This window comes from Marinobacter halotolerans (assembly GCF_008795985.1).
Lineage (GTDB): Bacteria > Pseudomonadota > Gammaproteobacteria > Pseudomonadales > Oleiphilaceae > Marinobacter > Marinobacter halotolerans.
Genome location: NZ_VMHP01000001.1, coordinates 1,273,316 through 1,300,021, shown reverse-complemented (window position 1 = coordinate 1,300,021; position 26,706 = coordinate 1,273,316). Strand labels below are relative to the sequence as shown.

Genomic DNA, 26,706 nt, shown 5'->3' with positions numbered 1-26,706 from the left:
GGCTCACTTCTGCTCGGCAAGCCTGAGAAAGCGACGCCGGATCGACCGCACGGTCAGGTAGACCAGAGCAAGCGTGGCGGGAATCGCCAACCCCAGTAGCAGCGGCTTGTTGAATACAAAGCCGGCTTCCTGGGCCACGTCCATGGCCATGCGCATCAGGGCAATCAGGTAGTAGGAGATCACCACCACCGAGAAACTCTCCACCGTGTGCTGCATCATCAGCTGGACTTTTGAACGCTGGTTCATGGATGTGAGCAGCTGCTGGTTCTGGCTCTGTATCGCCAGTTCCACCCGAGTACGCATCATATCGGACGCCCGGCCCAGCCGGCGGGAAAGGTCATCGAGGCGCTCGCTGACGGACTCGCAGGTTTCCACCGCCGGGGTCAGGCGACGGTTCATGAATTCCCGGATGGTCAGGTGGCCGGAAAGCTCGTCTTCACGAAGCACGGCCAGGCGCGCCAGCACCAGCTGATGATAGGCCCGCGTGGCGGAAAAGCGAAAGGTTGAATGGGCCCTGAAAGCCTCAATTCTTGCCACCATGCCGGTTAACTTTGCCAGCACGCCCTGCTCGTTGACTCCGGCGTCGTGGGTCAGTGAATCGGTGATCGTCGCCAGGTTCTGATCCATCTGATTCAGGTCGGGGGTCATGGCCTTGGCCTCGGGCAGGGCCAGCAGCGCCATCAGGCGATAGGTTTCCACTTCTATCAGGCGCTGGGTCAGTCGCCCGAGCTGGCTGTCGGACAGGCCTCCGTTGATGATTATGAACCGTCCAAACCCGTCCTCGTGCAGTTTGAACGCGCTCCATACCTGGGCCTTGCCCTCCGAAGGTCGGCTGCCAACCAGCCGTTCGCCGTCGAAATACTCCCGGATGGCTGCTGTGTCGGGTGCCTGGTCTGTCTTCGTTTGTTGCAGGTCGATGTGGAAGGCGGCGATGACTGTGCCGGTCAGTCGCTTCAGCCAACCCTCGGGAAGATCCGCCAGGCCGGTATCCGTGAACGGCCGATGACCTTCCTTCGCGCCAAGATGGATAAACGTATAGGCGGTGAACTCCATGTGCAGCTCACGGCGGATTCTGAGGTTGCCGAAGGTGGCTTCGAAGCAGCTTTCCTCATCATGTGGAATGGGCTGGCCCAGTTGTGCGTGCAACTCCTGCCAGTGATGGAACTGGGCGTTGCGCTGTTCCGGTGTGGTGATCAGGGCAAGATGAGTCACCTGGGACGGGCAGGGAAGCACCTGGAAGGGCCGCGCGTGGAGCTCGTTGTATAGGGATTCCCGCAGGGGATGGAAGTCGAGCTTGTGCGGTGGCGGATTCAATGTTCTGTCCTCGGCGGGCGGCCGTTGCGGGGTTGGCGGTATTTCGGAATAACAGTAGCGGCTTCTGTTGCCGGTGCAAACACGACATGTGGTTTAAGACTGAGGTAGGGCTACCGTAAAACGCACGCCGTCCTGCTCATTGCCCGCCTGGATTCGCCCACCGTGATGCTCGGCAATCAAGCGGGCAATCAACAATCCCTGCCCCAGGTGGCCTTCCTGCCCGGAGGAGCGGAGCGAGACAAAGGGACTGAAAATGTCGTTGGCCAGTTCATCAGGAAGGGCCGAGCCCTGATTGAATACGCTCAGCAGAAGATTCTTGGCGTCCACTCGTAGACTGATTTCGATCAGGCCGTTCTCCGGGGTGAAGTCCCGGGCGTTATCCACCAGCTTGTCGAGCAACTGCACCAGCAGTTCCGGCGAGCCGTAATAGCGCACACCCTGTTGCGGGCCCTGGTAGCGGATTCGGAAATCCGGCGCCAGTGACTGGTAGGCTTCGGTGGTCTGGAGGCAAACATCAGCCAGGTCGAAGGTCTCTTTTTCCGCATGGTCCAGGCTCTGTTCCAGCCGGGCCGCTTCGCTCATGCCGTGAAGAATCTGGCTCAGTCGCTCTGTCGCGGTTCTGGCTCTGGCCAGATAGTTTGCCCGGTCTTCTTCACTGGTGCTCTGGCCCAAGTTCTCCAGCGAGGAGCGCACAACTGCAATCGGAGTTTTCAGTTCGTGGGACAAGCGCCGCGAGAAACTCTCCAGATAATGGGTGTAGCCATGCAGCCGTTCTGTGAGGTGGGTGAACTGGCGCGAGAGGTCCCCCAGCTCGTCTTTTGCCTTGACCGGAGGTAGCGTTCCCAGCAGGCGGCCGTCCTCGTCAATGCTGGCGCTGACGGCCCGCTGCAGCCGGGTAATTCGCCACGACAGCCAGCTGGCGTAACCCAGCAGTACCAGCATCAGCCCCACCAGCAAAAGCGCACTGCGGGCGATCACCGAACCCAGCGTACTGCCGGAAAGCGTCAGCATCTGGTCGAGGGATTCTTCCAGCACCAGCGTATGGCCATCGGCCAACGCCTGGGTCGCCAGCAAATGAAGGTCGCCGTTGGTGTGTCGCACCAGCGCCTGATCCGGTAGCTCCGCAGCGGTAAACTGGCGGGCCTCGTCTTCAATCGCAGCCGGCTCGGGCTGGTAGGCGCGCACCAGAGCCCGCAGGCCGTTCAGGCTGATCTGCTCAAGGATCTGCACCGGCGTCAGGCTGTCGAAATCCGGTGCGCCGCCGGTCGAGGGTTGGGTCTGCCGGGCAATCACCCAGCCTTCCGGCTCCAGGATCCAGGCGTTCTGTCCCGGGGCGATCAACCGGGCCAGCTGATTTTCCAGTCGGGCCTGGCGGCTGATCAGTCGGGTATTGGTGTAGTCAAATAACACCTCGCGAGCCGTGCGTTCCCCGGTTTCTGTCTTGTGGGGCCCGATCAGGCGAAAGCCAAACGCGGCCCCCTGTTCCGGCCGGGGTAAGCGCAGTTCCAGTTGGTGGCCGCCATCGCCGGTCGATTCCCAGGTGCCCCGAATCCGGTAATCCCGCTCGTTATCGGTGCCTGGAATCAGTCCGTTGACGTTGCCCCGGTCGATGCTGCGTAACCTGCGCTCAATCACGCCGGCGTCTTCTTCCAGGAAAATCCGCAGTTCATCGAAAGGTCGATCGGGTTGGGCGGGGTCGTACATGGCCTCACCCCGATGGCTGATACGGAGCAGCAGGTACAGGTTGCTCTCCTGAACCGCCACTCGCCAACTCAGCGTCCCTTTGCCAGGGAGATCGCCGCTGCCCTGCCATGGCTGATGCTCATGCTCCTCGTCATAGTCTGGCCAGTCCGAGCCAAAGCCGTCGATCGTCAGGGGGCGGTTCAGGGTGGGCGCGTAGGTGACGGCGTCGGGTGTCGGGTCAGGTTTCAGGGTCTCTGCGCGCTGCTCAATCAGCCCCGCCAGTCTTTGCGCCTGTTGTTCCAGTTGGCTGCTGGCCTGTTGCCGCAGGGCGGTGTCCAGTTCCAGAACAAACTGCAGGCCCGCCCAGGGAATGATGAGCATCAGCAGGCTGGCAATGAAAAGCTGGCGTTTCAGGGTCACGAATCAGGCCTCATGGGCGTTCCAGCGATAGCCCATGCCATAGGCGGTATGAATGCCGTCAAAATCCGGGTCCACGCCTAGGAACTTGCGGCGGATGCGTTTGATGTGGGAGGTGACAGTATTGTCGTCCAGCACCGTGCTGGCAGCGTCCATCAACTGGTCGCGGCTGCGCACGTGGCCGGGGTGCTGAACCAGGGAATGCAGCATCCAGAACTCGGTCACGGTGAGCTCGATAGCCTGGTTGTCCCAGTGGGCGGTCATACGGTCCACGTTGAGCGACAGCCGGCCACGGTTCAGTACCTCGTCGGGCTGTTTCAGGGCTTCGGCCCAGGCGTCGGCCCGGCGCAACAGGGCCGTCACCCTGGCCAGCAGGTGGTCCATGCTCATGTCCTTGGTGACATAGTCGTCCGCGCCCAGGCGAAGGCCGTGGACGGAGTCAATATCGCTGTCCCGGGCGGTCAGAAAGATGATGGGCAGGGTGGGCGACAACAGGCGCAGGTCCTGGCACAGGGTGAACCCACCTTCGGGCTCGTCGCCCAGGCCCACATCAATAATCGCCAGATCTGGCAGCCCCGAGCGCATGGCCTGATAGGCGCCAGCTCTGTCGCCATAGGCGGATACCCGGTAGCCACGGCGTTCAAAGGCATCGCGGTAGTTCTCACGAATGGCCGGTTCGTCTTCGATCAACACAATATGACGCTTCATAAACCCTGGTAAACCCGCTGTGATAACAGGCTCCATTTAACCACGGTGCCGTGGCAGAACAAGGGGGCGGTGCCGCTTCGCCATAATTCATCATTATTCGTCGGGCGTTTTGCCTGTTTCTGGCACTGAATGGTCCTTTCCGGAGGTTGAAATAGCGAACAGTCGCTCTTGCACCGAGCGTTCGCTTTCTGGCTGAAAAAGGAACTGGAACCATGCTGTCGATTCACTCGCTGTCCCGACCCGCCCCACGGATAACGCCCGTGCGTGTCCGCCGGATAATGGAGGCTATTTCGCTCTGGCTGGCCATGCTGCTGTTGCTGTTTGTGCAGCCGCTGTATGCGGAGGCATCCACGCGTGGCGCTGATGGCGTCGAGAGCGCAGGCGAGTTGCGGTTTGTGGACGATCAGGGCCGGCATCTGGAATCGGCAACCATGGTTAATGCCGATTACCAGGTGGAAGTCACCGGGCTGGTGGCGGATGTCCAACTGAAACAGACCTTCCGGAATACCAGCCGGCAGTGGCGGGAAGCCGTGTATGTTTTTCCGCTGCCGGAGAAGGCCAGCGTGTACGGCCTGACCATGGTGGCCGGCGAGCGGCGTATCGTGGGGGAGATCCGCGAAAAAGCCTTGGCCAGACAGGAATACACAAGGGCCAAAAGTGAAGGCCGCAAAGTGGCCCGGGTAGATCAGCAGCGGCCGAACCTGTTTACCACCTACCTGGCTAACATCCCGCCGGGGGAATCCATTGCCATTGAGCTCAGCTACCAGCAGCCGGTGCGCTACCAGGGTGGGGAGTTCGAACTGCGCATCCCTACCACCCTGACGCCTCGCTTTATGCCCGGCCCGCCAGTCACTGATGCTGAAACCACCTGGAACAAAGGCTGGGCGACGCCTACCACCGAAGTGCCGGACGCCGATGAGATCAGCCCCTTCACGGTTCTGCCTGGTGACGTAAAGCCCGGCAGCCATCGGGCAACGGTCGCCATGAGCATCAGGGCCGGCTTGCCGGTCAGCCGGGTCAGCAGCCGCAGTCACAGTCTGAGCAATACCTGGAACGGCAACACCGTGGAGGTAACTGTTGGTGAGGGAGGATTCGCCATGGACCGGGATCTGCTGGTGCGCTGGGCGCCGACCCGGGGTATAGCGCCTTCGGCCGCGGTTTTCCGGCAGCAATGGCAGGGGGAGGACTATCTTCTGGCGATGATGATTCCGGGGCTGGAGTCGGAACAGCAGGTTCCGCGGGAACTGGTGTTCGTGATTGACACCTCCGGGTCCATGGCGGGGGAATCCATCCGTCAGGCAAAACAGTCTTTGCTGCGCGGGCTCGATTCCTTGGGGCCTGACGATACCTTCAACGTTATCCAGTTCAACAGCCAGACGGCATCGCTGTTTATGGATCCGGTACCCGCCACCGGTAACTATCTGGCCCGGGCCCGTCGGTATGTGCAGGGTCTGCATGCCGATGGCGGTACGGAAATGGCACCTGCGCTCGATGCGGCGCTGGGGCGGCATGGCCCGGCGGCCGGCTCTGAAACGGCGGAGGGCGTTCAGCGCCTGCGTCAGGTGGTGTTCATTACGGATGGTTCGGTCGGCAACGAGGCTGACCTGTTCCGTCGAATCGAGCGCCAACTGGGTGACACCCGTCTGTTTACGGTGGGCATTGGTTCCGCCCCCAATATGCACTTCATGCGCGAGGCGGCCCGCTATGGTCGCGGCACCTACACCTCCATCAACAGCACCGCCGATGTGCAGCGCCCACTTGATGAGTTGTTCGGCAAGATGCAGTCGGCAGTATTGACCGATATCCAGGTCCACTGGCCCGATGCGGAAGCTGGCAAGAGTGCCCGGCCCGCGCGAATCGGCGACCTGTTCCGTGGCGAGCCGCTGATTCAGGTGGTTCGGGAGCATGCCCCCCATGGTGAGCTGAAGATGTCGGGTCAGTTGCCGGATGGCAGCCCCTGGCAGCAGTCTCTCGATCTGGCGCAGGCCGCCGAAGGCAAAGGCCTTCATCGGGTCTGGGCGAGTCGGAAGATTGATGGCCTGCTGGACGCCCGGACTCTCGGCAGGGCCTCTGGCGAAAACAAAACACCGATCGTCGAACAGGTGACGCGCCTGGGCATCGAGCACCAACTGGTGACCCCTTACACCAGCTTTCTGGCAGTGGACAAAACGCCGTCGAGGCCGGTGGATTCGACACTGGCAATCGACAGCTTTCCCACCCTGCTGCCGGCCGGTTCCAGCACCGGAATGCTGCGATACCCGCAGACCGCCACCATCTCGCCCCTTCTGCAGGCTTTGGGGCTGCTGGGGTTAATGTTCAGCGCTGCCATTGGCCTGTTGAAGAAGAGGGCATTCGTATGAAGCACTTTTGTACCCTGGTAACCGTTTGCTCTTTTACCGTCCTGGCGTTCGGTCTGTGGATACCGTTCAAGGCGGTGGTCGCCCAGCAGTTACTGGAGCTTGCCTGGGCCGAAAGCCAGGCCCGTCAGCAGCAGGTTCGCCCCTGGCCCTGGGCCGACACCTGGCCGGTCGCCCGCCTGACGCTACAGCAAGGGGCGGATGATAGCGGAAGGTCCCTGATTGTTCTGGACGGTGCCCATGGTGAAAGCCTGGCTTTTGGGCCCGGGCAGGTTTTTGGCAGCGGCGACAGTCGGGGGCCGGTGATCATCGCCGGTCATCGGGATACCCACTTCAAAAGCCTGCAGACGCTGGAGGCCGGCCACGATCTCCGGCTTCAGGGTCGCGATGGTCAATGGCAATCCTATCGCGTTATCGATACACGCGTGGTGGACAGTCGCCACCAGCAGATCAACACCGCACTGCTGCCCCCGGACACCCTGTTACTGGTCACCTGCTACCCGTTTGATGGCCTACAGGCCAATGGGCCGCTACGCTATGTGGTAGAGGCAAAGGCAACCCCGAGCGAGCTGGTTGCCGCGGTTGTCGAACGTTGAAAATGGCGTACACTTGTGCGCCTGAAAAACTGCATCAGGGTAGTATTTGATGGGATTGCTGAGAAAGTTTCTGGCCTGGTTGAGCATGCTGGTGATCTGCCTGTTCGCTCTGTTCTTCTACCTGGCCCGGCCCTTTAACCCCGACAACAATCGTTATCTGGCCTGGGTTATTGCCCGGGTAGGGCGGGCGCTGTTGGGAATGAAATGCACCATCACCGGCAGAGAAAATATTCCGGTGGATCGGCCCACGGTGGTTATCGCTAACCACCAGCACAATGATGACCTGTTCATGCTGGGCGGGCTGTTGCCCCCGCGCACGGTGACCGTCGGCAAAAAAGCACTGATCTGGGTGCCTTTCTTTGGCCAGGTGTTCTGGCTGGGCGGTAACGTGATTATTGACCGCAGTCGCTCCAACAAGGCGGTTGCCGTAATGCGCGCCACCGCCGATGCCATCAGTAAGGAGCGCAAAAGCCTGTGGGTCTTTCCCGAGGGGACCCGAAGCCGGGGTCGGGGACTGCAGAGCTTCAAGAAAGGCGCTTTTCACGCCGCTGTGGCCGCCGGTGCACCGATCACCATGGTGTGCGTCAGCCAGTATTATGACCGCACCATTGGCTGGTCAGGCCGCCGCGAGCCGGTTGCCATCAAGGTATTGCCGCCGGTGGAAACCGCAGGGCTGACAGCGGATGACATCCCCCGGCTGATCAGCGAATGCCACGCCACTATGGCGGCCACGATCGACTCATTGGCGCCGCCGTCCTGAACAGAGGATCCGAGGCGGCGGAATTGCTTGAAGCCGCCCGGTAAAACGGGCAGTCTTCCCCAACAACCCAGGGAGATAAATTATGAATCTGATTCTGTTTCTGATCATTGGTGGTGTTGCCGGCTGGCTTGCCGGGTTGATCATGAAAGGCCGCGGTTTTGGCGTCATGGCCAACATCGGTATTGGTATTGTTGGCTCTGTTCTGGGTGGTTTTGTGTTCCGGCTTCTGGGGCTGGCAGCCCAGGGCGCGATCGGCGAGCTGGTCACCGCAACGGTAGGCGCGGTGCTGCTGCTTGCCGTTGTCAGCGCCATCAAGAAGGGCTGAAGATGATCGTTCCTGTTTCCGCTGTTTTCGCCGCTGTTCTTGGTCTTTTATTGCTTTTTCTTTCTTTTCTGGTTTCCCGCTACCGCCTGAAATTCAAGCAGGGGTTGGGGGTCAGCGAGGATATCGACTTCCAGGCCACGGTACGCGCCCACGCCAACCTGGTGGAATACGCACCCATTGGCCTGATCATGCTGGCCATTGCTGAATTGAACGGGGTGTCGAGTACGCTGATCTACTGGATAGGTATGGGCTTTGTGGTCGGGCGTCTGCTGCACGCCTTCGGCATGATTAACGGTCGTGGCGGCCCGCACATGGCCCGCATGGCGGGCATTCTGCTGACCTGGCTGGCTATTCTGGCGCTATCACTGTTGTTGTTCTGGAACGTGTTCCAGGTTTACGGGTAAATGCCACGCGGGCCCCTCAAAGGGCCCGCGCCATATCCACGTTCAGGTATTCCAGTTCCAGGCGCCGGTTGGCGGCATGGTCTTCAGGCCTTGCCAGTGGTCGCGCGCTGCCCCAGCCGCTGGTCAAAATCTGGTTCTCTCTGGCCCCTTCGAAGATCATCAGTTTCGCGGCACTGCTGGCCCGCAGCCGTGAAAGAAACTCGTTATACTCGCCAACCCCAAAGACATCGGCGTGGCCATGAATGTGCAGGCAGGCGCCGGGGTTGTGCTTCAGCCAATGTGCGTGCTGGCGCAGCAGGTCCTGGTCCTCATCGTTTAGACGATGCTGGTTGAAGCCATAGTGGAAGCGCAAACGGTGAGGGCGCCCAATGGAAGTCTCCGTTGATGCTTCACCCTTTACGGCCATGCTTGCCTCGATAGCCGTTCGGGCCAGCAGCTCAGGGTGATCCAGTACAAGTGTCGTCATGCTCTGTTCCTCAGGTGCATAGTCTGTTCTTTTTATTGTCCCGGCTACTATTAGAGGTGGCCGGGACAACCGCAATAAGCGATTGGTCGAAAGATTCCCAATGGTCTTCGCCTTTCGCTTCAGATTTATTACACCGCGAAAAACAGGCCATGCTGTGGTAAAAAGCAGTTCTGCCGAGGCGAATTATGACCAATTGTGACAACCCATGCTGATTATTCCTGCTGAAAGCACCGTTAACTGGAAGCGTCCACCCTGGATGACCCTGGGGCTGGTCATGACCTGCCTTCTGGTGTTTCTGTTCTATCAGGGGGATGACAGCCGGCTGGTTAACGAAGCCGTGGAAGCCTACCTGGAAACCGATCTGCAATCCCTGGAGGCCCCGGCCTATGAGGATTATCTCCAGCGCAGTATTCGCCTGAACGGCCGGCAGTCCCTGGTTTCCCAGCTTCAGGATTTCAATACCCTGCAAGAGCAGGATGAACGGGGATGGATAGCGGTTACCCTGCTCTTCGATTCGGAGTTTTATCAGTACCTGCTCAACAACCGGGACGTGATCTGGGCGCCGGAGCAGCGCCGGGTGTGGATGGCCCAGCGCAGCGAGATCCAGCAGCGGTACGTAGACCGGCTCAGCGCCAATCAGCTGGGGCTGGTGCCGGCGGAATTCTCGCTGTACACCCTGATCACCTACCAGTTTTTGCACGGGGGCTGGGGCCACCTGATCGGCAACCTGGTGTTCCTGTTCCTGCTTGGTTTTACCGTGGAAAAGGCGCTGGGCGCCGCCCGTTATCTTCTGGCCTATCTGGCCTGTGGTGCGATTTCGGGTCTGGTGTTCACAGCCTTTTCCCTTGGCAGCGCGGTGCCGCTGGTAGGGGCATCGGGCTCCATATCCGGCCTGATGGGGATGTATGTCGCCATCTACGGACTGCAGAAAATCCGCTTTTTCTACTTTGTGGGCGTGTATTTCAACTATTTCCGCGCCCCGGCACTGGCGATGCTGCCGGTGTGGCTGGGTAAGGAAATCTATGACTACTGGTTTGCCGGGGCCACCGGCATCGCCTACATGGCCCACGCCGGCGGGCTGGTAGCCGGGGCAGGGCTGGTCTGGCTGCTGGGCAAAAGCTGGCTTCAGGTCAAAGAGGAATTCTACGAGCCCGAGGACGAAGAGCAGGACGAACGCTTTACCAGCGGCTACGCCCAGGCCATGGCCAGCCTGGGCCGCATGGAGTTTGATCTTGCCCGGCGCCAGTTCGAAGCGCTTCGGAGGCACTATCCGGACCGTACCGTGCTGCTGGAACACCTCTACCAGCTGGCCAAACTACGGCCCGATCTGCCTGACTACCGGGAGTACGCCCGCGAGCTGATGAACGAATCCCTGAACCGGCGCCAGCCTGAGCGCACCATCGAAGTCTGGGCTGAATACATGAAGCAGGGTGAAAGCCATGCGCCGCTGGCACCGGAAGATCACAATCGGGTGCTGTTTACCTGCCTGAAAAACGATGACCTGAAATCCGCCGAGCGGGCCTTTGAGCGCCTGCGCGGCGCCGGTGATAAAGCGCTGGCGGATGAGGCCTGCCGACTGCTGGCGGAAGAATTCGACAAGCGCCAGGTCGCTCCCAAAGCCCGTCATTACCGCCAGTTACTGGCAAACGGCGTCTGAACGCAGCCCCCCGGGCTTTCGCTACTCGACGCTGAACGACGCTTTGGGCCCTTTCAGGGGCTCATGGTTCTGCGCCTGCTGCAAGTAAACGTCAATCTGTTCCTGTAGCGGGTGGTTTACGCAACGTTTCTTTATGAAGGTAAGGAAGGCCGTGGCCTTCTCCCATTGCCCCAGCCCATTCGCCAGCGCCTGGGCCACCACCAGGTAGGCGTGGGGCAGGCATTCGCTGTCGGGAAAGCGTTTGTGAAAATCCTGCAGCAGCTTAAGCACCGGCTTGAACTGTCCCCGGTGATAGAGGGTTCTGGCGCAGTGCAACGCCAGTTCGGGATCATTCAAACGGAAGCCCGGTTCAGTCTTCTCGATTGTGTTCAGCAGGCTTGCCAGGGACTCGCCATCGTTCCTGTCGGCCAGCATGGTGAGCAGCCGGGGGTGATAGCGGTAGAGTTCCTGATGATCGTCCCTGGCCGTAAGCAGGGCGTGCAGTTGTTCCAGCCGGTGGGCATTGGAAGGGTCCCGCTTGAGGCTGTCTTTCAGCATCGACTGCACCCGGTCGTAATTGCCGTCCTTCAGATTCATGTCGATGTCGGCATCAAAGCGATGGGTGCGATCCCGGTTCTGCAATTCACCCAGGCTCTCCTCGTCCTGGTGGTCACTGGCGAAGCCGAGCTCCTCCTGATACTGGAACAACAGATAGCCCAGCATGTGAAACAGCATCAGCGTAAAGGTGCTGTTCAGGAAGCCGGCCAGAATATTGGCCATCTGGGGTGCAAAATGGTTGAAGGCGAACTCCTGGGCCGCGCCCGAGGCGATGGACAGCAGGATCAGGTAACCATAAAGCAGAAAGTAGGGGCTGCCGATACGGGAAATGAGAACCGCAAGATTCATCGGGTTGACCGCCGCCGCCACCGAATGCTCTATGGCCAGCACCATGACGCTGGCCGGCAGTGCGAGTACCACCAGTGCCAGTGCGACCAGCATCAGTACCGGGCCGCCCAGCATCATGGCGGCGCTTACCAGAGCCCCCATGAGGATGAAGACCAGCAATTGCAGAATGACAATGTCAAAGCCGCTGCCGCTGAAGGCGACGGACACGGGCGGCGGCTTCATGTGCCCCTCGGCGGTATGGCGGATCACCGCATAAGTATACTTCAGTAATGCCAACACCAGCACCAGTGACACAATCAGCCCGACAATATTGCCGGTAATCACCAGTGGCACCAGCGTGCAGATGGCGATAACCAAGAGCGGATCGGTGTGGAAGGGGTAACGGAAAAAAGCGCCGATCCTGTTCCAGAAGGGCACCACCTCGGTGGCGGCTCCCAGGTAGCGCATGGCCCGGTTGCATTTGGGGCAGAGGGCATGCTGTTTTCGCTGGTCTGCGTCCGGCATGCAGCGGGAGCAAAAGTGAATCTGGCACTCACCGCAGTGCCATTTTGCGGGGTCGCCCGGGTGGTAATCGCAGTCGTGTTTCACAATGGGTCCGGCTCGAATGGTTCCTGGAACAGTCGGCTGCAATGATGGCAGATGGCAGGCTTTGTCACCAGTGAACAGACCAGAGTGTTCAAAGTAGGGCGAAAGGAAAAGGCCGGTTATTGGGCCGCAGCCGGCAGAGCATCGTATGCTTATCCCTGAATCGGATTTACAGGAGGCTGTTTGGAACAGGCAACAGAGCAGGGGAATTTTTATGAAGAGACGGACGCAGACAACGCCCCGGCGCATGCCTATACCTGGCGGGGGATACTCTCGCTTGCGCTGAAACACAAACCGCGACTGGTCCGGGCTAATGTGCTGGCCATTCTGGCGACGGTGGTCAGTGTGCCTATTCCTCTGCTCTTGCCGGTGCTGGTCGATGAAGTGCTGCTGGACGAAAAAGGCCCGGTATTGCCGGTGATGCAGGCGGTGCTGCCGGAGTCATTGCACCTGCCGTTTGTCTACATCGGCATTATGGTGGTAACCGCCTTCCTGTTGCGGCTGCTGGCCCTGAGTTTCAATGTGCTGCAGTCCCGGGAATTTTCCAAAATCTCCAAGGATGTAGTTTTCCGGGTGCGCTCCCGCCTGTTGGGGCGTCTGCGCAGGGTGGCCATGTCGGAATATGAAACCCGCGGTTCCGGTGGTATTACCAGCCACTTTATTACCGACCTGGACACCATCGACCAGTTCCTTGGCACCACCATCAGCCGGTTTATCGTGGCCAGCCTGACGGTGATTGGCACCGCCTGCGTGCTGGTGTGGGTGCACTGGCAGTTGGGTCTGCTGATTCTGCTGTTCAACCCGCTGGTGATTTTCGCCACCATGCTGATCAGCAAACGGGTGAAAGAACTCAAGCGCCAGGAAAACAGCGCCTATGAAGATTTCCAGGGTGATCTGACGGAGACCCTGGATGCCATTCACCAGCTTCGCGCGGCCAACCGTGAAGGTCACTATCTCCAGCACCTTGTCTCCCGCGCGCGGGTGGTGCGGGATCACGCCATCCAGTTCGAATGGCGCAGTGACGCGGCCAGCCGGGCCAGTTTTGCCTTGTTCCAGTTCGGCGTGGATACCTTCCGGGCTGCCGCCATGGTGACGGTGCTGCTCAGTGATCTGAGCATCGGCATGATGTTCGCCATCTTCGGCTATCTGTGGTTTATGCTGACCCCGGTTCAGGAAATGCTGAACATGCAGTACGCCTGGTTTGCCGCCAACGCTGCCCTGGGCCGTATTAACCGATTGCTGGCGCTGAAGGAAGAACCGCGCTATCCGGCAATGGAGAATCCGTTCCGGGGTCGTCACACGGTAGATCTGGAGCTCAGGAATATCCATTTCAGTTATGGCGAAGAGCAGGTGCTGAAGGGTATTGATCTGAAGGTCGAGGCCGGAGAAAAAGTGGCGGTGGTCGGCGCCAGCGGTGGCGGTAAATCCACGCTGGTGCAAGTCATTCTGGGCCTTTACACGCCTCAGCAGGGCGAGATTTTAGTGGGTGGTGTGCCGGTGGAGCGAATCGGCCTGCCGTGTCTGCGGGAAAACGTGGCTACGGTGCTGCAGCATCCCGCGCTTTTCAACGATACGGTGCGCCAGAATCTGACTCTTGGCCGACAGAAGGACGATGAGGCCCTCTGGCAGGCCCTGGCTATTGCCCAGCTCGATCAGACGGTGGCCGATATGCCGGATGGGCTCAATACCATGATCGGTCGCCAGGGCGTGCGCCTGTCCGGCGGTCAGCGCCAGCGTTTGGCCATCGCACGCATGGTACTGTCAGATCCGTCGGTGGTGATTCTGGATGAAGCCACTTCAGCGCTGGATGCGGAAACGGAATTCCAGTTGCACAAGGACCTTGAGGCTTTCCTGCGCCAGCGCACCACGCTGATCATTGCCCACCGGCTGAGTGCCGTAAAACAGGCGGACCGGGTCTATGTCTTCGAGGATGGGTTCATCTCCGAGGAAGGACACCACGACGAGCTGATTGCGCGTCAGGGACTCTATGCCCAGCTTTACGGGGACCGGCAGGTCTGATGTGTGTCTTTCCTTGTCAACTTATTGCCGACTCCGCCGTTAAACTGCTATCAAAGCCGTATTCAGAGAGCCAAAAATGATAACAACCCAGATTTCCAGTGGTGAACAGTTCGCCCGTGAGCAGGTTTTGACTACGGACCAGCAAATGTTGACGATACTCCTGCTCCACCTTCCGGTGGTGGGGCTGCTGATCCCCTGGGGCTACGGTACCTATACCTTCGCAATCGTCGGGTCGCTGCTGGTCAGCGCGGTGGCAATGGCGGGCTATTTCCTGTTCCGCGGTACCCGCGCCTGTTCGGTGGTGTTCGCTGCCTGCCTGATGCTGTTTTCGGCGGTTATGATACAGGCGCAGCTGGGCCGCATTGAGATGCACTTTCACATCTTTGCGGCGCTGGCGCTGGTAATTATCTACCGGGACTGGATGCCGGTGATTGTGGGGGCTGCTGTGATTGCGGCACATCACCTGATACTGACGGCCGTTCAGATGGCGGAAGTTCAGATTGGCAGCATGCCGGTGGTGATATTCAATCATGGACTGGGCTGGGATACGGCGTTCCTGCATGCCGCCTTTGTGGTATTCGAATCGGGTATTCTGTTGTTTTTCGCCCGCAGAATGGGTGCGGAAAGACAACAATCGATTCAGATGATCTCGATCGTCCGCGAGTTTGACAGTGAGAAAGACCTTCGTGGGCGCCTACCGACGGAGGACAAGAGTGTCAGTGCCCTGTCCTTCAACGAGATGATGAACCAGTCGGTCGCGCTGATCAGGCAGCTTCGCGATTTCTCCGGTGTATTGCGCCGCAACGCCGATGATCTTGCCAAAGCCAGCAAGAAAACCCGCACCTATGTGGATGAGCAGCAGGAGCAGGCGGACCAGGTCGCCAGCGCCAGCAACCAGATGGCGGCGAGTGTTCAGGAAGTCGCGCAGAACGCGCAACTGGCATCAGAGGCATCGTCGGATGCGGCCGGTGCTGCGGCAGCCGGAAGCAAGGCCATGGACAGCGCCCGCACCATGACCGAGGCGACCAATCAGGCCCTGGGCGACAGCTCCCGGATGGTGAGCCAGCTTGCCGAGAAAGTAGACTCCATCGCCCGCGTAACCGGCTCGATCAACGATATTTCCGACCAGACCAACCTGCTGGCGCTGAACGCAGCTATCGAGGCGGCCCGTGCCGGCGAACACGGCAGGGGTTTTGCGGTGGTCGCGGACGAAGTCCGTTCACTTTCGAGGCGCACCCAGGAATTCACGGATGAAATCCGGGCAACCGTAGGCGAGCTCCAGGACCTGTCTGAGGCTACCCGTGCAGCCATGGAGATGGGCCAGAGCCGGTCCGGTGAATCAAACCGTGCGATTGGCGAGGCGGCGGACGCCATCAGTCGAATTGAGGCCGCTATCGGCGCCGTGACTGACATGAATCAACAGATTGCCTCCGCCTGTGAGCAGCAGTCTGCAACCTCCGTGCAGATCAACGAGAGTATTCATTCGGTGGCAACCCGCAATAGCCAGGTCGCCGGTGAGGCCGGTGGCGTTGAGAAGATATCGGCAGAGATCGAGCGCGCGATTGCCGATGTGGATGCCCTGGTGAGCCAGTACCGGGTCGACTGAAGAAAGCGCCGCACAACAGAGACGCCCTGCAATTTCCGGCCGGTGGTTGAACTCCGGCCAATCGGTGCAATAGTTAAGGAAGACTTCAAAAACCCGATTGAAACCGTCATCCTGAATGTCTTTACGGGTCCAGAGCCGATTCGGACGATCACATTCTCTCCTCCCGGCTTTCCGTAATGGGCGGATAATGACGAAAAGGAGGCAACATCATGTCTGGCGACAATCTCAGTAAAGACAGTCTGAACACACTCTCTAGCCTGGATGCAGGCGGTAAGACCTACCACTATTACAGCCTGCCCAAGGCGGCGGACACGCTGGGCGACCTGAACCGGCTCCCGTTCTCACTGAAAGTCCTGATGGAAAACCTGCTGCGCAACGAGGACGACACCACCGTCGAGCGCAAGCACATCGACGCCATGGTTCAGTGGATGAAAAACCGCCACTCCGACACCGAAGTTCAGTTCCGCCCGGCGCGAGTATTGATGCAGGATTTCACCGGTGTCCCTGGGGTTGTTGACTTGGCTGCCATGCGCGCGGCGGTTCAGGCAGCGGGCAAGGACCCGGCCATGATCAATCCGCTGTCGCCGGTGGACCTGGTGATTGACCACTCGGTGATGGTGGACAAGTTCGGCGATCCTTCCTCTTTCAAGGATAACGTTGCCATCGAGATGGAGCGCAACGAGGAACGCTATGAATTCCTGCGGTGGGGCCAGCAGGCCTTTGATAATTTCCGCGTAGTGCCACCGGGCACCGGCATCTGTCACCAGGTTAACCTGGAGTACCTGGGCAAGACGGTCTGGCAGAAAGACATTGAGGGCAAGACCATTGCCTACCCGGATACCCTTGTCGGCACCGATTCCCACACCACCATGATTAATGGTCTGGGTATTCTGGGCTGGGGTGTCGGTGGTATTGAGGCCGAGGCTGCGATGCTGGGCCAGCCCGTATCCATGCTTATCCCCGAAGTGGTGGGCTTCAAGATTACCGGCAAGCTCCGCGAGGGCATCACAGCAACAGACCTGGTGCTGACCGTTACCGAAATGCTGCGCAAGAAAGGCGTGGTGGGCAAATTTGTCGAATTCTACGGCGATGGCCTGAAGGACATGCCAGTGGCCGACCGCGCCACCATTGCCAATATGTCCCCTGAGTACGGTGCGACTTGTGGCTTTTTCCCGGTGGACGACCAGACCATCAAGTACATGCGACTGACCGGCCGTGACGAGGCACAGCTGGAGCTGGTTGAAGCCTATGCCAAGGCCCAGGGATTGTGGCGTGAGCCGGGCCATGAACCGGTCTACACCGATACCCTTGAGTTGGATATGGGCGACGTGGAAGCCAGCCTTGCCGGCCCCAAACGTCCCCAGGACCGGGTGGCGCTGAGGGATATGAAGCGCTCGTTCGAACTGCTGATGGAGACTGCAGAAGGCCCCGCCGAGACCACCGCTGACAAGCTTGAGTCGGAAGGTGGACAAACGGCTGTGGGCATTGAGAAAAGCTACGAGCACGCAGCCAGCCAGCCGCTCCATATGAACGGCGAGAAAACCCGTCTCGACCCCGGCGCTGTGGTGATTGCGGCGATTACCTCCTGCACCAACACCTCCAACCCGAGCGTGATGATGGCAGCAGGACTGATTGCCCAGAAAGCCGTCGAGAAAGGCCTGGATACCAAACCATGGGTCAAGACTTCACTGGCGCCCGGCTCCAAAGTGGTCACGGATTATCTTCGGGTTGGCGGCTTCCAGGAGCCTCTGGATAAGCTCGGGTTCAACCTGGTGGGCTACGGCTGCACCACCTGCATCGGTAACTCCGGCCCTCTGCCGGACGAAGTGGAAAAGGCCATTAACGATGGCAACCTGACCGTGGCCTCGGTGCTGTCCGGTAACAGGAACTTCGAGGGCCGGGTACATCCTCAGGTGAAAACCAACTGGCTGGCGTCGCCGCCCCTGGTAGTGGCGTTTGCACTGGCCGGTAATGTGCGGCTGGATCTGTCGAAAGACCCGCTGGGTACCGATAAAGAGGGCAACCCCGTTTACCTGAAGGACCTGTGGCCGAGCCAGCAGGAAATCGCCGAGGCGGTGGAAAAGGTCAAAACCGACATGTTCCACAAGGAGTATGCCGAGGTCTTCGACGGCGATGCCACCTGGAAGGCCATCAAGGTGCCGGAAAGCAAAGTCTACGAGTGGTCCGACAAGTCCACCTACATTCAGCACCCACCTTTCTTCCAGGGCCTGAAAGAAGAGCCGGACGCCATTGAGGACATCAAGGACGCCAACATCCTGGCGCTGCTGGGTGATTCCGTCACGACTGATCACATTTCCCCGGCCGGGTCCTTCAAGCCGGATTCCCCTGCGGGTAAATATCTGCAGGAGCACGGCGTGCAGCCGAAGGATTTCAACTCCTACGGGTCTCGCCGTGGTAACCATGAAGTGATGATGCGGGGCACCTTTGCCAACGTTCGTATCAAGAACGAAATGCTGGATGGCGTTGAAGGCGGTTTCACCAAATTCGTGCCCACCGGTGAGCAGATGCCCATCTACGATGCGGCCATGGAATACCAGAAAAAGGACACGCCGCTGGTGGTGATCGCCGGCAAGGAATATGGCACCGGCTCCAGCCGAGACTGGGCAGCCAAGGGCACCCGCCTGCTGGGCGTGCGTGCGGTCGTTGCCGAGAGCTACGAGCGCATCCACCGCTCCAACCTTATCGGTATGGGCGTGATGCCCCTGCAGTTCCCGGAAGGCACGGACCGCAAAAGCCTGAAGCTGACCGGCGAGGAGACCATCAGCATCGAAGGCCTGTCTGGCGAGATTAAACCGGGCCAGACCCTGACCATGACGGTGAAATACAAGGACGGTTCAACCGAAACCTGTGACCTGAAATCACGCATTGATACGGCCAACGAGGCGGTCTACTTCAAGCACGGCGGTATCCTGCACTATGTGGTGCGGGAAATGCTGAAGTCGGCGTGATTTAATCTGAGCAGGACTCAGGATCGCGACAGACCCGGAGGCCTCAGGCCTCCGGGTTTTTTTGTGTGATCGGCAATTTCAGCCAGAAGTTAGCCCCCCTGCCTTCCTCGGACTCGAATCCGACTTCGCCGCCCATCTGGGTCATGATCTCCCGCGTGATGGCCAGTCCCAGGCCGGTCCCTCCTATGCTTCTGGTGGCAGAACTGTCGGCCTGAGCGAACTTCTGAAAAATACGAGACCGGAAGCTTTCCGGCACACCGGGCCCTTGATCGGTGACACGGATTTCGAAATGGTTTTCTTTCTGTTCCAGGGTTACGGTGACCTTACCTTGCAACGGTGAGAACTTGATGGCGTTGGACAACAGGTTGGAAAATGCCTGGTTGAGGCGGGACTTGTCGGTCGTGATTTCGGGAAGGCCCGAATCCTCGAGTAATACGACACTAACGCCGCAATCGACAGCATAGGTCCTCAGCCGTTCGATAGAGTCCCGAATAATGGGCGGGATCGACTCTGGTGCCATATTCAGGGTCATTTTGCCGGACACGAGCTTTTCCATGTCCAGCAAATCGTCCACCAGCTGCTTCAGTTGTTCGCTGTTGCGGTAGGCGATGGCGATCATACGCTCAACCTGCTCGGGGAGCGCTCCCAGTGAACCACCTGCGATCAACCCGAGCGACCCGGTGATGGAGGTTAGAGGGGTGCGCAGTTCATGGCTGACGGTGGAAATGAACTCGCTTTTCATCCGATCGACTTTCTTGCGTTCTGATATATCTTCAATCAGGGTCCAGACCAGGGGGCGACCTTTGGAGTCCTTGATCCGGATACCGCGGATCAGGGCGGGGTAGTGGGAGTGATCCGATTTCTGAACGGATATCTCCAGAGGGCCGAAGCGGCCGTTTTCTTTCAGGCTGGTGATGATGTCCCATCTGTTTTCTTCTGCGTCGCCCAGCAAAAGGTCCCGGAAATCCTTGGCCATGAGCTGCGCACGGCTGTAGCCAGTGGGTTCCAGTAGGGCTTCGTTCACATCCAGAAACTCCCCGGACAGGAAGTCATTGAGTGCAATACCAATAGGCGAGAGTTCGTAAAGCCTGCGCAACTGGGCCTCACTCTCGTAAAGTGCCAGTTCCGTGCGTTTTTTCTCGTCGATGTCTGCGATATAGCCGTGCCAAACGACGCTGTCGTCCGGCATCCGTTCCGGGGAAGCCTTGCCCTCAACCCATCGCCAGGCGGAGTCGGTCTGATCCGTCTTGACCCGATACTGATGCTGCCAGACGGTGAGTGATTCCGCAGATCGATCAATACTCTCTGTCACCGGCCCCAGGTCGGAAGGGTGAATCCGGTCGAACACTTTCGACGCATCGTCCTTCAGCTCCAGGTTCTCAAGTCCGTAGATATCCCGGATGTGCGGACTGGCAAATGGAAAGGCCGCGCTTCCGTCCGGCCAGAGCCGGTACTGGTAAAGTGCGCCGGGTGTCTGATCCACAAGCTTGGTCAGCATCTGAACACTGATTGTACGCTCCAGTACACTGGCCACCCAACGGGCCAATAACGTCACGAAGGTGACTTCTGTGTCTGAAAACACGTTCTGGCGGGGTTCCGGGGACGAAAAATTCAGCGTTCCAAAGAGCCGGTCGCGCACGTAAATCGGGGCAGCCAGATAACTCTCGAGACCGAAGACGTTGTAGCATTTCTTGTGTCGATAATCGGATTTGGCCATATGCGAGATGGCCAGGCTTTCATTTTTCTCAAACAGCATCGAACAGTAGGTATCTTCCAGGGCAAAACTGGCGCCTGATTCAAGTCCGGAGCCTTCCGGCGCTGCAAACCAGCGAACGGAATAGACGCGACTGTTGATTTCACTGACGATACCGATTGGCAGATCCAGATAATCCGTTGCCAGGCTGAGCGCCCTCTGGATGCGGGCGTCATCGTCGGCTTCGGACCCCAGAGCGAGCTCATTAAGGATGCTCAGAGCCCTGTTTTGCTGCTGGATACGCTCAAGATTTTGCATTTCTTCGGTGACGTCAGCGTGCGTACCGAACATCATCAGCGGCTCGCCGGCGTCCGTCCATTCCAGAACCTGGCCACGGTCATGGACCCAGATCCAGTGGCCGGATTTGTGCCTCATCCGGCAACGGAAATCATACTCGGGTAAATGGCCCTTAAAATGTTCCTGAAGCAGCCTCTCGGACTCTGCGAGATCGTCTGGGTGGGCCAGGCTGAGCCAGGTCTGAATACTGACGGGCTCGAGCTCTTCCAGCCGGTAACCGCAGATCTCGGCCCAGCGCTGATTGAAAACGGTCTCATCAGTCTGCACGTTCCATTCCCAGGTGCCGACTCTTGTTCCTTCAATTATGGCCCGAGTACGACCTTCGCTTTTGCGCAGTGCCGCGTAAAACTTTGATGCTGCGTGGTGCTTGATCTCCTGCTCAACGCAGTCCGCGAATTCCCGCAGCAACAAACGGTTCTGCTGGTCAAAGGTTCGTGGCTGTTGATCGATAATGCACAGGGTGCCCAGCGGGAAACCCTCTCTGTCGCGCAGAGGTGCGCCGGCATAGAAACGGATAAGCGGGGCGGAGGTGACCAGCGGATTATCCCTGAAACGGTCATCCTCAAGGGTATCCTCGATCACGAACATGTCCGGATAGTGAATGGCGTAGCCGCAGAACGAGATGTCTCTCGGTGTTTCTGAAACGGACAACCCGTCTGCAGATTTAAACCATTGTCGATCTCTGTCGACCAGGCTGACCAGGGCAATTGGCGCGTTAAAGGCGAAGCGAACCATACGCGTGAAGCGGTCAAAGCGTTCTTCAGCCCCTGTGTCGAGCAGGCCGGAACGATCCAGAGCTGCCTGCCTGAGAGCTTCGTTGGTTGGCATTCCGGGCGCTTTCATGAAGCGGACTCCCTCGCACCGGTGGTGGGCAACTCGACCCAGAAATGCGCACCCCGATCGTTGTACGCGCCGATACGTCCACCGAGCATGAGCGTCAACTCACGACAGATTGCCAGGCCCAGCCCGGTGCCCTTTGAAGCCTTTTTGGTACCAGCTTCAGCTTGGGCGAAGCGCCTGAACAGACGCTCTCTGAACTGTTCCGGAAAGCCGCTGCCGTGGTCACTTACCGTCAGGCGAACCATGCCATCCGGCGCTGATTGAGCTTCGACCCGCACCTCACCATGGTCAGGAGAGAACTTGATGGCGTTGCTGATGAAATTGTCCAGAATCTGTCGCAGCCGATGGGCGTCGGTGTGAATCATCAGCTCTCTGTCACACTGGCCGATCAGGGCAATCCGGTGCTCCCGAGCGGTCGCCTGATTGTCCTCAATCGCCTGTGTCACGATGGGGGCCAGTGGTTGGGTGGCCATCGTTGCCTGCATTTCGCCGGCAGCCAGCTTGTTAAAGTCCAGCAGGTCCGAGATCAGCAACTGCAGTCGTTCGCTATTGCGAAGAGCCAGCTTGCTCATTTCTTCCGCTTTGGCCGGAAGCTTGCCCACCACCCCGGAGACAATCAGCCGAAGCGCGCCGTTCATGGATGTCAGGGGTGTGCGCAGTTCATGGCTGACATTGGACAGGAAATCCTCCTGCATCTGGCTTGTTGCATCCCGTTCGTCCTGTAACTGATTGAATGCCAGAGCAAGATTTCGCACCTCAGGGGGACCGGCCACCGCCAGTCTGGAAGATGAAGCGCCCGAGGACGACATGTTTCGAATCCGCTGCGTCATCTGGTCCAGGGGCTTCATGGCAGAACGGGTAACCATAAAGCCGAGAGGAAGAATGACCAGAATAATGATCAGGCTGATCTTAAAAAACTGACGGAAGGATTTCGTTGCCGGCGCATTCGCCTGGTCTTCGGGAACGGCCCGGATAAACAGCCAGCCCAGGCGTTCCAGGTGGCTGGTGGCGTAGATTAGCTGGTTGCCGTCCGGTCCGGTCACCTCCCCCAGACCCATACCGGACAGGGCTGCGTCGATGAGCGGATTTTCTCCCGGTGAGGGTAATGACCGGATGCCACTCTCCTCATCTGTCGATTCTACGTAGAGAAAGTTGTCGGTATCGACCACTAGCAGGTGCGCCTGCTGCCGCTGGCTCAGTTTGAGGGCATCAGAGGGAATCAGGTTTGTTTCGTTGAGGTTGATACTGCCTGACAGAAAGCCAAGCAGATCATCGGCATCGCTCTCAATCGGAACCACGAACGAGAGTATTGGCACCCCTGTGGCGCGGCCGATGATCGGGCGGCTGATGACCGGCTGCCGGGTTTCCAGGGCCCTGGCGAAGTGTGCCCGGTCGGCGTAATTAGTGCCGATACGGCCCTCCACGAAATCACTCTCGGCAATGGCGGTAGCTTTTTCATCGAGTACCACCAGGCCGTTGGAAAAAAGCTCGAGCAAAGCGGATTTCCGGCCAATGAAGTCTTCAATCCGGGATGTGGAGAGCCGGTTTTTGCCATCGGTCAATGTGGTGCTGAAGGCATCGAGTATTGCAAGGCGGGTCTGAAGCCGCTGGCTAACCATGGTCGAGACGCGTTGGGCCTCGTAAGCCTGCTGTTGGGCGAGGATGGCTCCGAAATCCTGGTTCAGTGCCCGGTAGGCTGTCATGGCGACGGCGATAATGGCCGTCAGACTGAAACAGACAATGATAATGGCAAGGCGGGTACCAATGCCCAGTGAGTGTCTGAACAATCGTTATTATCCTTTCGACGGTTACATTAAAAACTTGCTTTCATGGGAGAATAGCCGAAAGTAATTCCAAAGTTTGTAAAATTAGGTGTGGAAATCTTGATGGCCGACGCGGGTAGCAACGATGTCAGCGCGAAACTGGAGGTTCTGCGGCAAAGGTTCAGGGATAAGGCACTAAAGGAATTCGATGCACTGGATGCGATTGCCAGGTCATTCCTTGCCGGCCAGGCAGATTGCCAGGAGCTTGACCAGGTTTATCGCATTCTTCACCGACTTGCCGGTTCGGCCGGAACATTCGGCTATTCTGCCCTGGGGGAAGAAGCCCGACGGCTCGAGTTGTGGGTCAAACCGCAGGTTGATGACTGCGAGGATGGCTTTTTAAAGTCATCAGAAATCAATGAGGAGTTCTTCAGCCACCTGGTCAGCCTTCGGGAGATGCTGGCTCTCAGCGACCGCCAGCATACCGAAACGGAAGCCAGCGTCTATGCAGCGCAGCCGGATGAGGCGCCGGTGCTGGTGATAGAACCGGATGCTTCGAAAGCGGAACAGTTGGCGGAGGGCCTGGCGCTATACGGCTATCGGGTCTCCGCGATAAAGTCCCTGGTGGAGTGGAACCCGGCATCCGATACCCGACCTTCCGTTGTGGTTGTTCGCGATGAGGTTATGCTGGCAGAGGCAAGCCGGTTACCTGCCGAATTCAGAGAACTGCCGGTCATCTGCATTGGGGTATCCGATTCCTATTCCCATCGGTATGCCCTTGCACGGGAGGGCGCCGAAGCTTTTTTCTCCGACCCGCTGAATCTGCCTCTGCTGGCAGATCACCTGGAACGTCTGCTTACCGATCACGCGGACGCGGCCAGTGGCCGGGTTCTTATCGTCGATGATGACCCGGAACTCAGAGAGCATTATCAACTGGTGCTTTCCAACGGCGGTATGGAGGCAGAAGGCGTCACCGGTGACCCATCCGTCCTGTTGCCGAAACTTTCAGAATTCCGCCCTGACATCGTGCTGATGGATGTTCAGATGGGCGGCATTTCCGGCACGGCGCTGGCGCGTATGATGAGATTCGAGCCAGAGTTTCTAAGCCTGCCGATCGTCTATCTGTCCGCGGAAAGCGACCGGGAGCTGCAGCTAGAAGCACTGTCCAAGGGCGGTGATGATTTTCTGACCAAGCCGGTTTCCGACTCGTTTCTTCTGCGAACTGCCCGCATTCGCTGCTATAGAGCCAAACAACTGGACAAGCTGGTTTCCAGGGACAGCCTGACCGGCCTGCTCAAGCATTCTCTGGTGAAAGCCGAGGTTGCCAAAGAACACGCCCGCTGCCGTCGCATGCATCATGATTCTGTTGTCGCGATGATGGATCTGGACCATTTCAAGAAGGTCAACGACACTCAGGGCCACCGCTCTGGGGACCTTGTCATCAAGGGACTGGCCAACCTTCTACGGCATCGACTGCGAAAGACAGATGTCATCGGTCGTTACGGCGGGGAGGAGTTTCTGGTGGTGTTGCCCGAGTGCACTCTGGAACGGGGACAAGAGGTGCTGCAGGCTGTTTGTGAAGACTTTTCACGGATCGTGTTCGAAGGCGGCGCTGGCGAGTTTTCGGTGACCTTGAGTGTCGGTATGGCAGCGCTGCCCGATTATGACCATCCTGAGGAAGCCATCGAGGCGGCTGATCGGGCGCTCTATGAACGTAAACGGGCAGGCAGAAACGGCGTGACTGCGGTTGGCTTATGAAAATTCTTATCCTTGAGGACGACGAGCTGGTTGCAGATCTCCTGGAAACTGTCGTTTCCGGGCTTTGTTCCGGCGCCAAGATACAGGTTGCGAGCCAGGTTTGGGAGGCCAAGGAACTTTGGAAGAAAGATCCTGCGGACCTGGTCATCGCTGACTGGAACCTGCCGGACGGATCGGGGCTTGACTTGGTTCGGGAAATTCGCCGGTCTGACCGCACAACGCCTGTGGTGATCATCACGGGCCGATCGGACCGGGATTCCATTTTGCAGGCCGCCAATCTGGGCATTAGCGGTTATATCGGCAAGCCCTTCACCGTGGAGCTGGTTCACGAACGACTCAGCAAGTTGATTGACCAGAAATCACCAACGGATATTGGAACTCCGTCCCTTGAGGACCGGTTGGCGGCCGTATCCGAGTCCGAATCCGGAGTTCATCTTCCCGGGGCAACCGAGGCCTCTGCCATTCTGGAACTGGCGCGACGGCAGGATGATCTGACGCCGGGCCAGCTGGCCGAACGCTGGAAACAGGATGCTGCGCTGAGTGCCAAGCTGCTGGAAGTGGCGAATCGGGCGTCACTGAAACGCTCCGGCCAGTCGGTCCAGAGCGTTAAGGATGCGATTACGGCGATCGGCGTGCCCATGGCGCTCAACCAGGCCCTGGCCCTGGCCATGGACGTAGCCGGTCAGCTGCCTGAGAAGCGGTTGAAAGAGCTTGCCCGGGTTTATCAGCAACAGGCGGAAGAGGTGGCGCTCCAGGCCCAGCGGCTGGCACTGCTTCTTGGCGAGCGTGGCGAATCTTACTTTACCGCCGGGCTTCTGAGCCGGGTGGGCGAGCTGGTTACCCTCAGGGTTATTCAACAGCACTTCGATTCCGGGGACACAATGACCGATGAGCAGATCCACCAGGCCCTGCGTGACTGGTCCCAGGTGCTCGGGAACCGGGTGAAGATTCAGTGGCGTCTGTCGCTTGCCCTGCGGGAACTGATCGGTGCGATCTATCTCCTGCAGAGTGATACCGTCTCCAGAGATCGCCTGATTATGAGAGCGGCGGCACTCAGAGCAGCGGGTGAGGAAGACAGTGAACAGTGCCGGCGCGTGCTGCGCCGGCTGGGGATCAGTGAACAGGAAGGAGAAACCGGGCATGGAAAAGAATGAACCGCTGAAACGGGTGATGCTGGTGGAGGATGAAGAGGATATCAGGGCGGTTGCGGAAGTGGCCCTGGAAACCGTCGGCGGCTTCACGTTGAAAGCCTGTGCCAGCGGAACGGAGGCATTGGAATCCATCGAAGAGTTTGCGCCTCAGCTTGTCATTCTGGATGTCATGATGCCCGGTATGGATGGCCCGGAAACCCTGCGGGCCATCCGCAAGATTCCTGATCACAAGTCTACCCCCGCCGTGTTTATGACCGCAAAAGTCCAGTCCGAAGAGATAGCCAGCTATCTGGCTGAAGGCGCCTTAAGCGTCATTCCCAAACCCTTCGACCCCATGACGCTGGCGGACCGGGTACAGGAAATCTGGCGGTCCAGCTGACGCATCGGTTAAGC

At 58.9% G+C, this 26,706-nt stretch carries 19 protein-coding genes; 12 read left to right on the top strand and 7 right to left on the bottom strand.

The window, feature by feature from the left end:
• Positions 1-3: 3 nt before the first annotated feature.
• The 3 genes from FPL19_RS06110 to pdsR all read right to left on the bottom strand — a co-directional run bounded on the left by FPL19_RS06110 (position 4) and on the right by pdsR (position 4,122).
• The gene (locus FPL19_RS06110) at positions 4-1,314 is read right to left on the bottom strand and encodes a DUF3422 family protein (RefSeq protein WP_150911577.1); all 1,311 of its coding nucleotides are present in this window, start codon (positions 1,312-1,314) and stop codon (positions 4-6) included.
• 93 nt (positions 1,315-1,407) lie between these two features.
• The gene (locus tag FPL19_RS06105) at positions 1,408-3,417 is read right to left on the bottom strand and encodes an ATP-binding protein (RefSeq protein WP_150911576.1); all 2,010 of its coding nucleotides are present in this window, start codon (positions 3,415-3,417) and stop codon (positions 1,408-1,410) included.
• A gap of 3 nt (positions 3,418-3,420) precedes the next feature.
• Positions 3,421-4,122 (bottom strand): proteobacterial dedicated sortase system response regulator, encoded by a 702-nt coding sequence (gene pdsR, locus FPL19_RS06100; protein ID WP_150911575.1) that lies wholly within the window; start codon positions 4,120-4,122, stop codon positions 3,421-3,423.
• 212 nt (positions 4,123-4,334) lie between these two features.
• Between pdsR and FPL19_RS06095 the strand changes: the two genes are divergently transcribed.
• The 5 genes from FPL19_RS06095 (at position 4,335) to FPL19_RS06075 (ending at position 8,564) form a co-directional block, all read left to right on the top strand.
• Positions 4,335-6,482, top strand: a complete 2,148-nt coding sequence (locus FPL19_RS06095) for a marine proteobacterial sortase target protein (protein ID WP_225314311.1) — start codon at positions 4,335-4,337, stop codon at positions 6,480-6,482.
• Positions 6,479-7,075 carry a class GN sortase gene (locus FPL19_RS06090; RefSeq protein WP_150911574.1) on the top strand — a complete coding sequence of 199 codons (597 nt, stop codon included), beginning with the start codon at positions 6,479-6,481 and terminating at the stop codon, positions 7,073-7,075. Before FPL19_RS06095 ends, FPL19_RS06090 begins: the two co-directional genes overlap by 4 nt.
• Positions 7,076-7,124: 49 nt before the next feature.
• Positions 7,125-7,835, top strand: a complete 711-nt coding sequence (locus tag FPL19_RS06085) for a lysophospholipid acyltransferase family protein (RefSeq protein ID WP_150911573.1) — start codon at positions 7,125-7,127, stop codon at positions 7,833-7,835.
• 82 nt (positions 7,836-7,917) lie between these two features.
• Positions 7,918-8,160 (top strand): GlsB/YeaQ/YmgE family stress response membrane protein, encoded by a 243-nt coding sequence (locus FPL19_RS06080; RefSeq protein ID WP_150911572.1) that lies wholly within the window; start codon positions 7,918-7,920, stop codon positions 8,158-8,160.
• Between the two features lie 2 nt (positions 8,161-8,162).
• A complete protein-coding gene (locus FPL19_RS06075; RefSeq protein WP_150911571.1) occupies positions 8,163-8,564 on the top strand; it encodes an MAPEG family protein in 402 nt (133 codons plus the stop codon).
• 16 nt (positions 8,565-8,580) lie between these two features.
• On the opposite strand, the gene FPL19_RS06070 is transcribed toward FPL19_RS06075, so the two are convergent.
• Positions 8,581-9,030 (bottom strand): OmpA family protein, encoded by a 450-nt coding sequence (locus tag FPL19_RS06070; protein WP_150911570.1) that lies wholly within the window; start codon positions 9,028-9,030, stop codon positions 8,581-8,583.
• Positions 9,031-9,235: 205 nt separating this feature from the next.
• On the opposite strand from FPL19_RS06070, the gene FPL19_RS06065 reads away from it, so the two are divergent.
• Positions 9,236-10,687, top strand: a complete 1,452-nt coding sequence (locus FPL19_RS06065) for a rhomboid family intramembrane serine protease (protein WP_150911569.1) — start codon at positions 9,236-9,238, stop codon at positions 10,685-10,687.
• A gap of 21 nt (positions 10,688-10,708) precedes the next feature.
• Here the strand turns inward: FPL19_RS06065 and FPL19_RS06060 are convergent, their stop codons facing one another.
• Positions 10,709-12,160, bottom strand: a complete 1,452-nt coding sequence (locus FPL19_RS06060) for a B-box zinc finger protein (protein ID WP_191965221.1) — start codon at positions 12,158-12,160, stop codon at positions 10,709-10,711.
• A gap of 264 nt (positions 12,161-12,424) precedes the next feature.
• Here FPL19_RS06060 and FPL19_RS06055 point away from each other — a divergent pair, with 264 nt between their 5' ends.
• The 3 genes from FPL19_RS06055 (at position 12,425) to acnA (ending at position 18,751) form a co-directional block, all read left to right on the top strand.
• Positions 12,425-14,176 (top strand): ABC transporter ATP-binding protein, encoded by a 1,752-nt coding sequence (locus FPL19_RS06055; protein WP_150912416.1) that lies wholly within the window; start codon positions 12,425-12,427, stop codon positions 14,174-14,176.
• Positions 14,177-14,321: 145 nt separating this feature from the next.
• Positions 14,322-15,782, top strand: coding sequence for a methyl-accepting chemotaxis protein (locus FPL19_RS06050; RefSeq protein WP_225314310.1), 1,461 nt, complete (start codon positions 14,322-14,324; stop codon positions 15,780-15,782).
• A 209-nt stretch (positions 15,783-15,991) separates the two neighbouring features.
• Positions 15,992-18,751 (top strand): aconitate hydratase AcnA, encoded by a 2,760-nt coding sequence (acnA, locus tag FPL19_RS06045; protein ID WP_150911566.1) that lies wholly within the window; start codon positions 15,992-15,994, stop codon positions 18,749-18,751.
• Positions 18,752-18,794: 43 nt separating this feature from the next.
• Here acnA and FPL19_RS06040 read toward each other — a convergent pair whose 3' ends face one another.
• Both FPL19_RS06040 and FPL19_RS06035 read right to left on the bottom strand, forming a co-directional pair.
• A complete protein-coding gene (locus FPL19_RS06040; protein ID WP_150911564.1) occupies positions 18,795-21,644 on the bottom strand; it encodes a PAS domain-containing protein in 2,850 nt (949 codons plus the stop codon).
• Positions 21,641-23,428: a sensor histidine kinase gene (locus FPL19_RS06035; protein WP_225314309.1), complete on the bottom strand. Its 1,788-nt coding sequence runs from the start codon at positions 23,426-23,428 to the stop codon at positions 21,641-21,643. Before FPL19_RS06035 ends, FPL19_RS06040 begins: the two co-directional genes overlap by 4 nt.
• Positions 23,429-23,527: 99 nt before the next feature.
• On the opposite strand from FPL19_RS06035, the gene FPL19_RS06030 reads away from it, so the two are divergent.
• The 3 genes from FPL19_RS06030 to FPL19_RS06020 are packed head-to-tail and all read left to right on the top strand — an operon-like array spanning position 23,528 to position 26,692.
• Positions 23,528-25,162 carry a diguanylate cyclase domain-containing protein gene (locus FPL19_RS06030; RefSeq protein ID WP_150911562.1) on the top strand — a complete coding sequence of 545 codons (1,635 nt, stop codon included), beginning with the start codon at positions 23,528-23,530 and terminating at the stop codon, positions 25,160-25,162.
• Positions 25,159-26,316: a response regulator gene (locus FPL19_RS06025; RefSeq protein ID WP_150911560.1), complete on the top strand. Its 1,158-nt coding sequence runs from the start codon at positions 25,159-25,161 to the stop codon at positions 26,314-26,316. The genes FPL19_RS06030 and FPL19_RS06025 overlap by 4 nt, the downstream gene beginning before the upstream one ends.
• On the top strand, positions 26,303-26,692 hold the full coding sequence (locus tag FPL19_RS06020; protein WP_150911557.1) for a response regulator: 390 nt from the start codon (positions 26,303-26,305) through the stop codon (positions 26,690-26,692). The genes FPL19_RS06025 and FPL19_RS06020 overlap by 14 nt, the downstream gene beginning before the upstream one ends.
• Positions 26,693-26,706 lie beyond the last annotated feature (14 nt).